We start from the raw sequence: 7,214 nt of genomic DNA, 5'->3' as shown, positions 1-7,214 counted from the left end.
CTTCGGTGCGGTGAACAACTACTACGGTTACGACGCGTTCGGCACCTCGATCTGGCAAAGCGTGCCGTTCCTGCAGGTGGGGTCGCTGGTGCCGGGGACACTCAACGCGATTGAGAAGTACCTGGCACAAGGAGTGACCACTGTCTTTGAGAATCACATGATGGACGGCGACCAAGCCGGTACCTATCAGGCGCTCCGTGATGCTGGCCGACTCCGCATGAGGGTCATGGTGGCCCAGGAGTGCGCCCCTGTTGGGCTGCCTGGCCAGCACGAAGCACCCTTGGCTGAGACCTTGTTAGAAGCGCGCGACTCCAAGTCCCTTGACGATCCGTGGTATCGCCACTGTGGACTCAGCGTGATCTGGGACGGGTTGTGCTCGACCGGCCATGCACTGATGCGCGAGCCGTACCCAGGACCGGACGGGGCGCCTACGCTCGGGCGTCTACAGGTGCTGCCGGAGACGATCGAAACGATCATGCGATTCTGTGCTGAACACCGGCTCAGGCTCAACATCATCGTCGGGGGCCTGCGAGCCCATGATGAGAACCTCGCCCTCTTGGAGCGACTCAGAAGGGAGTACGATATCGCTTCGCTGAATTGGCTACTCGTTCACAGCCCGTTCCTCGAAGCCGATCACATCCGCCGCTACCGGGCCCTGAACATCGACCTGACCACCACGATGATGTTCGCCTGGGGCAAGGGGGACGTCTATCGTCAGAACTTTGGCACCGACACTCTGTCCAGACTGCTTCCGCTGCGGGACTGCCTCGACGCGGGAATGACCGTAGCAGCAGGAACCGACTGGGGACCGAAGAATCCGTTTGAGCAACTCGAGATTGCGTTGACTCACGCGTTCGGACAGTCCGGTTATCGCAATCGCGGCCCTGCGCAAGAGATCTCATCGAGCGAGGCACTGTCCATGTGGACGACCGAAGCTGCACGCCTCCTCCACTGGCCAGAGATCGGCTCACTCACCCCTGGCACCTACGGTGATGTGATCGTCACCGATCAAGACCCACTGACGGTAAACGTCGACGAGATCAGCAAGACCCAAGTACGCCTGACCATCCTTGGTGGCAAAGCTGTACACGACCCAGAGCGACTCATCGGGTCCTGACATGAGGAGACTCACCATTGTGGGTGGATTCTGGACAAGCTAGGACTTGTGCCGGTCTCATCCCTCCAGATGCGGCAGGTGCTTGACGTGGCCGATGGCTTCGTCAAGTAGTTCTACAACATGGTCGTCGAAGAGCGAGTAGGAAATGTGCCGGCCGTGGCGGTTGCCTGTGACCAGGCTTAGGTGCCGCAACAGTCGCAGGTGGTTCGACACGCTGGTCTGGTTCACTCCTAGCTGGTCACCGAGTTCGGTGACTGTGGTCGGTTCGGAGCGGAGCACACTCAGGATGCGGAGGCGGACAGGTGATGCGAGGGCTTGCATGACCTGTGCGAGTTGCTCGGCGTCTGCCTCGGAGAGCGGTGTTGCGACCGCTGGTGTCTCATCCGTCTTCACGTGCTCCATTGTGCCCGACGACAATGACTCTCAACAACATATAGACACATCACAATATTGTGATGTATAAATGTATCCATGATGACAACTTCGACGCCCGCTCCGGCCATTGGCACGCAGGAGAACGCTCACGCACACGGCTCGCCCCGGTAGGAACTATGGTTCGCCATCGCCGCGGGCATCACCTACGCCTCAGGCATGATCGCCGAATACGCACTAGGCCTGCCCATGATCGGGTGGCCGCTGGCGTTCTTCCTTGCCACGTACTTCTTCGGCGGGTACTTCACGATCCGTACTGCGATCTCCTCGACGCTGCGAGGAAAATTCGAGGTCGATTTCCTCATGCTGGTCGCGGCACTGGGCGCGGCTCTGATCGGACAGTGGGGCGAGGGCGCTGTGCTGCTGTTCTTGTTCAGCCTGGGTCATGCGCTGGAGGAGTACGCCCTGAGCCGTGCCAGCAAGTCCATCGAGGCCCTTGCCGAACTCGCACCCCGCACCGCCCTGGTGCGCCGTGGTGACAACGAGCCCGGCGAGGTTCCCGTGGAGGAGATCATCGTCGGAGACATTGTGGTCGTTCGCCCGAACTCCCGAATCCCCTCCGATGGCTTCGTCGTGTCCGGCTTGTCCGCGGTGGATCAGGCAGCGGTCACCGGTGAGTCGATCCCGGTGGAGAAGGAACCGGTGGCCGACCCGGGCCGAGCCAGGCTCACCGTCGATACCCTTCCGGCGGCGAACCGCGCTTTCGCTGGCACCGTCAACGGCTCTGGAGTGCTGGAGATCGAGGTCACCGCCACAGCGGCAGACTCAACCCTGAGCAAGGTGGTCGATCTCGTGCGTACCGCAGATCAGGCGGCTTCACCGACCCAGCAGTTCATCGACCGCTTCCAGCGCTGGTATGTTCCCGTGGTGATCCTCGGCGTCGCCGTCACACTGCTGGTCTCGATGTATGTCTTTGGACAACCTTTCGCCGATGCTTTTTACCTCGCGATGACGGTGCTGGTCGCGGCCAGCCCCTGCGCCCTGGCTATCGCGACCCCTGCCGCTGTTCTGGCTGGAGTAGCCCGTGCGGCCCGCGCCGGTGTCCTCGTTAAGGGAGGTGCCCCCTTGGAGACCCTGGGGCGGGTCAAGGCAATGGCCTTCGACAAGACCGGCACTCTGACCTGGGGAGCACCGCGAGTCACCTCCGTGATCCCAGCCGACGACGCAACCGAAGCAGACCTGCTCGCAACCCTGGTGGCCGTGGAATCCCTCAGCGACCACCCCCTGGCCAGCGCCATCGTGCGCGACCTGGGCGACCGCGTTCCCACATCCCAGCGGCTAGAGGCCACGGATCTCCACGCCGTCGTCGGCCGCGGTGTCCGAGCCAGCATCGGCGACCAGAGCATCGAGGTAGGAAACCTGCGCATGTTCGATGAGCAGCAGATCACGCTTCCCGCCAACCTCCAGCAGGCCTATGCTCAAGCCCTCGACTCCGGCCAGACCCTGATGATCGTCCGCCGCGGTGATCGGTTCCTCGGCCTCGTCGGAGTCATGGATGCCTCCCGCGCGGAATCGGCCCATGTCCTGCGAGCTCTCCGAGAGACCAACGTGGGCCAGTTCATCATGATCTCAGGTGACAATCAGCGCGTTGCCGATGCCGTCGGCCGCGACGTAGGGGTCGACACAGCCATTGGAGACCTGCTCCCGGAGGACAAAGTCGAACAGATCACGCGGCTTTCCGAACGCTACCGTCCCATCGCGATGGTCGGGGACGGTGTCAACGACGCCCCGGCCATGGCACGGGCCAACGTCGGCATCTCCATGGGAGCCGCCGGCTCGACAGTCGCGCTGGAGACCTGTGACATCGCGCTCATGAGCGATGATCTCGGACGCGTGCCCTTCGCCGTGCGCCTTAGCCGCGCCACCAGCCAGATCATTCGACAGAACCTCATCGCCAGCCTCGCCATCGTAGTCATTCTCATCGCCGCCACATTCCTCGGGTTGAACATCGGCGCGGTCGTGCTCGTCCACGAAGGCTCCACCCTCATCGTGGTCGCCAACGCGCTACGACTACTGAACTTCGACAAAGGCAAAGAACACGCCGGCATCGAACACGAAGACAAACCTGTCCACCTGTCTGAGGGTTAAGCGACCAAAGCTTACAAGCTGTTGGACAGGACATCGGCAACCGGGCGGCTATTTATATCCAACTCGATAACGCTGGTGACGGTCCGTTCGGTCGGCTCCGCGAAGACAGCCCTAGTGCCGTAATCCTTCACGCGGTGGCGAAAAGTGCGTTCCGTGCGTGGGCTGCTGCCTTAGCACGGCGCCATTGCCGAGCCCGGCAGCTGCTCGGCCTGGCTGAGTCCGAAGTCGGCGCTGGTGGCCCAGCGGGGTTCGAACCCCATAAGTCATTCAACGAAAGCTGATGATGGTCACGGCCCCCTCACTTCACTCAGCAGTGCTGGAGCGGGAGCGTGCCGTCCAGTGAGGTGTTCCCATCGTGCAATGGCATGGGCGTAGCGTCCCCAGCGGTGAAGATGTCCTCGATCAGTGGCCACAGCATCTCAGATTCGTCGATTATTTACAGTGCGCCCTCGGGCCCGTGGAGCACGAGATCTTTGATCTGGTGAGACAGCGCGGATGGTCCTACGCCGAGCCTTCACCTGTTCCAAACTCTCCCTGCCACGGGAGGAGTCCGACGTCAGCGGAGCCCGGAACAGAGGGATGGGCAAGGACCAAAACGCGAAAGCGATGATTGGAAGCTCTGATGAGTGAAGTGAGGGGCCGCGACCGCACTTGATTCGGGAATTGGATGGCGTGGTTGCTTCGGTCATCGGTTGGTCCTTCTGGGGTGGTGCGGACAGCAGGTGCGGAGAGCAGTCCGCGAACGTTCTCAATCATCGTCCACTGCGGTTGCAGGGCTTCGACCGCGGCGGCCATGTGCGACCAGAGCCCAGACCGCGTGTTGAGAGCCAGACCCACTTACCTACGGTCGAGACGTCCTGACAGGGAACCTGTCTCAGAGGATGTCCGCCGGCGGTACTTCGTTCCAGTCGATGGGGGCGATGTCCCCAGGTTCGGCGCGTCGAGCCAGTGATGGGCGAAGACGCGGGCGACGGGTTCATCGATTTCGGAGTACCAGATGGTTTCGGCGTTGAAGACGTCCTCGATGGCGAGGTTAGGGCCGCCGTATCCGGAGAACAGCGACCCCGGACGCTGAACCCTTATGGAGCCTATGTCGGGCTGATCACCTATCAGGTGCACCACTGCAGACGCCGATGAGCTCAAGCCGCCCGGTCGAATCGCCTCGCCGGCGGCCAATCTCAGGAACCACGCCTCGGCAGTCGCCTCCAGCTACCGATTGAGTTGCCAGCTCAGGTCCTCTTCTATCGACCCGCAGAGCTATCACACCTCTTGCAGATCGAGGGCTAAGTCCGCGAATCAACTCAGAGTTGTCCGCTCAGGCGGGTGCAGGGCTGCGAATGGCCCACGGCTCGATGCTGAGCTCGTTGGGGGCAGTGGTATCGCCACCTTGTGGTAACTTGTGTTTGTCATTGTAAAACTAAAGTTGACAATTTGGAGTGATGTGGTGGCGGAGGTTCCGGGGTCTGCGCGTCTGGTGCTGGCCTCGGGCGTGGTTCATATGGACGAGCAGGCGGCGGTGTTCGCCGCGATGCTGGTCGGGTGGGAGAGGCAGCAGAAGTCCAGACTGCTGGCCGAGGCGACGATCGAGCCGCGGATGGCGCTGCTGCGCCGTTTCGCGGAGTTCGCAGGTTCGTTCCCGTGGCGGTGGGGTCCGGTCGATGTGGAGGACTTCACGGTCTCGCTGATGAGTGGCGGGTCGAGGTTGGCGCCGTCAACGATCCGCAGCTATCACCTGACGTTGCGGATGTTCTGCGACTACCTGCTCGATGGCCGTTACGGGTGGGTTGGCGAATGCGAGCAGCGGTTCGGGTCGATCCCCTCGCAGGTCTGTCATGACTTCAACACGGTCGCGCATCTGAACGATTACGAGGGCCGGCCGGGCAGGCGCCCGTTCACTTACGAGGAGTTGCAGCACCTGTTTGACTTCCTTGACGCGCGGGTGGAGCGCATCACCCGCTCAGGTCGTAAGGGTGCGTGGGCTGCGTTGCGCGACGCACAGATGGTCAAGACCTGCTACGCCTACGGGTTACGCCGCCGTGAACTCTGCAACCTCGATATTGCGGACCTGCGCCCGAACCCGCACATGCGTCAATGGGGCACCTACGGCGCGGTCCACGTCCGCTACGGCAAAGCAGTCCGCGGTGGCACGCCCCGGCGCCGGAGTGTGCTCACGGTCCCCGAGTTTGACTGGGTAGTCGAGGGGATGCGGCAGTGGGCCGAGGAAGCGCGGCCGTTGCTTGTCTCGGCTGATCGTGACGCTCTCTGGCTGACTGAGCGGCGCCAGCGAATCTCGGTGAACACGATGGATCGCCGGTTCTCCTGGTTGCGGGAGCAGGCCGGCCTCGGCGCGGACCTGTCGCTGCACTGTCTGCGGCACTCCTATGTGACGCATCTAGTCGAGTTCGGCTACCCTGAACGGTTCGTCACCGAGCAGGTCGGTCACTCCTACGCCTCCACCACCGCGATCTATACCTCGGTGTCCAACGACTTCAAGACCAAGACTCTCAAGGCCGCACTCGCGCGTGTCTACAACAGCAAGGAGGAGCGATGACCAGGAAGCTGACGATGCGCTGGCACCTGCGCCAGCTCATGGCTGCCAAGGCCATGTTCGCCACCACCGATCTGGTCGATCCGCTGCACGAGCGCGGGATCGAGATATCCCGGCAGATGGTGCACCGGATCGTGACAAAACCACCCCAGCGGATCAACACCGACCTGCTCGCCGCGCTCTGCGACATCCTGGACTGCACCCCCTCAGACCTGCTGGAGCTACACGTCGAACAACAGCGCCAGGCACCGGCCGTCAATGACAGCGGTCCCGGAATCGGCGACCTGCGCCCGGTGCGTGCTCGGGTTCGACGCCCTGACGGCACCACCGAGTGACCCGCACCAAACACCGGGAATGCGCCCGCTGCGCTCACCTCACCGCCACGGTGATGCTGCCAACCGGGCCGATCTGCTACCGCTGCCGCCGCGACATCGCCTACCACCCGGCCCTCTGCCCCGAGTGCTTCGAGCTACGACCGATCGCCTACCCCTCCACCAGCAGCTACGGGGTGCTGGTCTGCGCAGGATGCGCCGGCGAGGAGTCCGTGTTCGCCTGCGCCGAGTGCGGACGTGAGGACCACCCCTACGGCGCAACCCGTTGCGCCCGCTGCATCCTCACCGAGCGTCTCACCACCCTGCTCACCGATCCCTCCACCGGGCACATGGGGCTGATGCAGGAACGGGTGACAGGTGGGGTTTCCTTGTCAGGCCGCTAGAGTCAGGGCCTGGGTCAGTAGTTTCTCCTCGAACTTGACCGGGGTCAATTTCCCGAGTTCCTTCTGCTTCCTTCTTCGGTGATAAGTCCTCTCGATCCACCGGACTATAGAGGTCCGAAGCTCCTCGCGGGTGGCCCAGGGCTTCGCGTCGAGGACGTTGTTCTGCAGCAGGCTGAAGAAGCTCTCCATCGCGGCATTGACGCTCCTATAGCAGTCAAGTCGCGATCTCACCGGTTCGAGGGTTCATCTTGATGAGGTGGTAGACCTCGCGGATGACGTAGCGCTTGAGGCAGCGGATGATGTCGCGTTTGCTC

6 protein-coding genes and 1 pseudogene are annotated in these 7,214 nt (G+C 62.6%); 5 read left to right on the top strand and 2 right to left on the bottom strand.

Annotated features, from left to right (window positions below):
* A partial coding sequence (locus TX78_RS08560; RefSeq protein WP_147640453.1) for an amidohydrolase family protein occupies positions 1 to 1,117 on the top strand: 1,117 nt, incomplete at its 5' end.
* A 57-nt stretch (positions 1,118 to 1,174) separates the two neighbouring features.
* Here the strand turns inward: TX78_RS08560 and TX78_RS08555 are convergent.
* Complete coding sequence (locus tag TX78_RS08555; protein WP_233722215.1) at positions 1,175 to 1,510, bottom strand: ArsR/SmtB family transcription factor; 336 nt, start codon at positions 1,508 to 1,510, stop codon at positions 1,175 to 1,177.
* 168 nt (positions 1,511 to 1,678) lie between these two features.
* Here TX78_RS08555 and TX78_RS08550 point away from each other — a divergent pair, with 168 nt between their 5' ends.
* The 4 genes from TX78_RS08550 (at position 1,679) to TX78_RS08530 (ending at position 6,900) form a co-directional block, all read left to right on the top strand.
* A complete protein-coding gene (locus tag TX78_RS08550; RefSeq protein ID WP_456152314.1) occupies positions 1,679 to 3,637 on the top strand; it encodes a heavy metal translocating P-type ATPase in 1,959 nt (652 codons plus the stop codon).
* A gap of 1,444 nt (positions 3,638 to 5,081) precedes the next feature.
* The gene (locus tag TX78_RS08540) at positions 5,082 to 6,188 is read left to right on the top strand and encodes a tyrosine-type recombinase/integrase (RefSeq protein WP_044495503.1); all 1,107 of its coding nucleotides are present in this window, start codon (positions 5,082 to 5,084) and stop codon (positions 6,186 to 6,188) included.
* Complete coding sequence (locus TX78_RS08535; protein ID WP_044495336.1) at positions 6,185 to 6,520, top strand: helix-turn-helix domain-containing protein; 336 nt, start codon at positions 6,185 to 6,187, stop codon at positions 6,518 to 6,520. The genes TX78_RS08540 and TX78_RS08535 overlap by 4 nt, the downstream gene beginning before the upstream one ends.
* Positions 6,517 to 6,900: a hypothetical protein gene (locus TX78_RS08530; RefSeq protein ID WP_044495334.1), complete on the top strand. Its 384-nt coding sequence runs from the start codon at positions 6,517 to 6,519 to the stop codon at positions 6,898 to 6,900. Before TX78_RS08535 ends, TX78_RS08530 begins: the two co-directional genes overlap by 4 nt.
* Here the strand turns inward: TX78_RS08530 and TX78_RS08525 are convergent.
* A pseudogene (locus tag TX78_RS08525) lies at positions 6,889 to 7,116 on the bottom strand (IS3 family transposase); the annotation flags it as partial. The gene TX78_RS08530 and the pseudogene TX78_RS08525 overlap by 12 nt on opposite strands.
* Positions 7,117 to 7,214 lie beyond the last annotated feature (98 nt).

Source organism: Nesterenkonia massiliensis, from assembly GCF_000455245.1.
Lineage (GTDB): Bacteria > Actinomycetota > Actinomycetes > Actinomycetales > Micrococcaceae > Nesterenkonia > Nesterenkonia rhizosphaerae.
Note: the sequence above shows the minus strand (reverse complement) of the source record. Positions and strands in the feature narration are given on the sequence as shown.

Coding starts and splice junctions, on each gene's coding strand:
- TX78_RS08535 (WP_044495336.1), top strand. CDS start 6,185: ATGACCAGGAAGCTGACGATGCGCTGGCACCTGCGCCAGCTCATGGCT.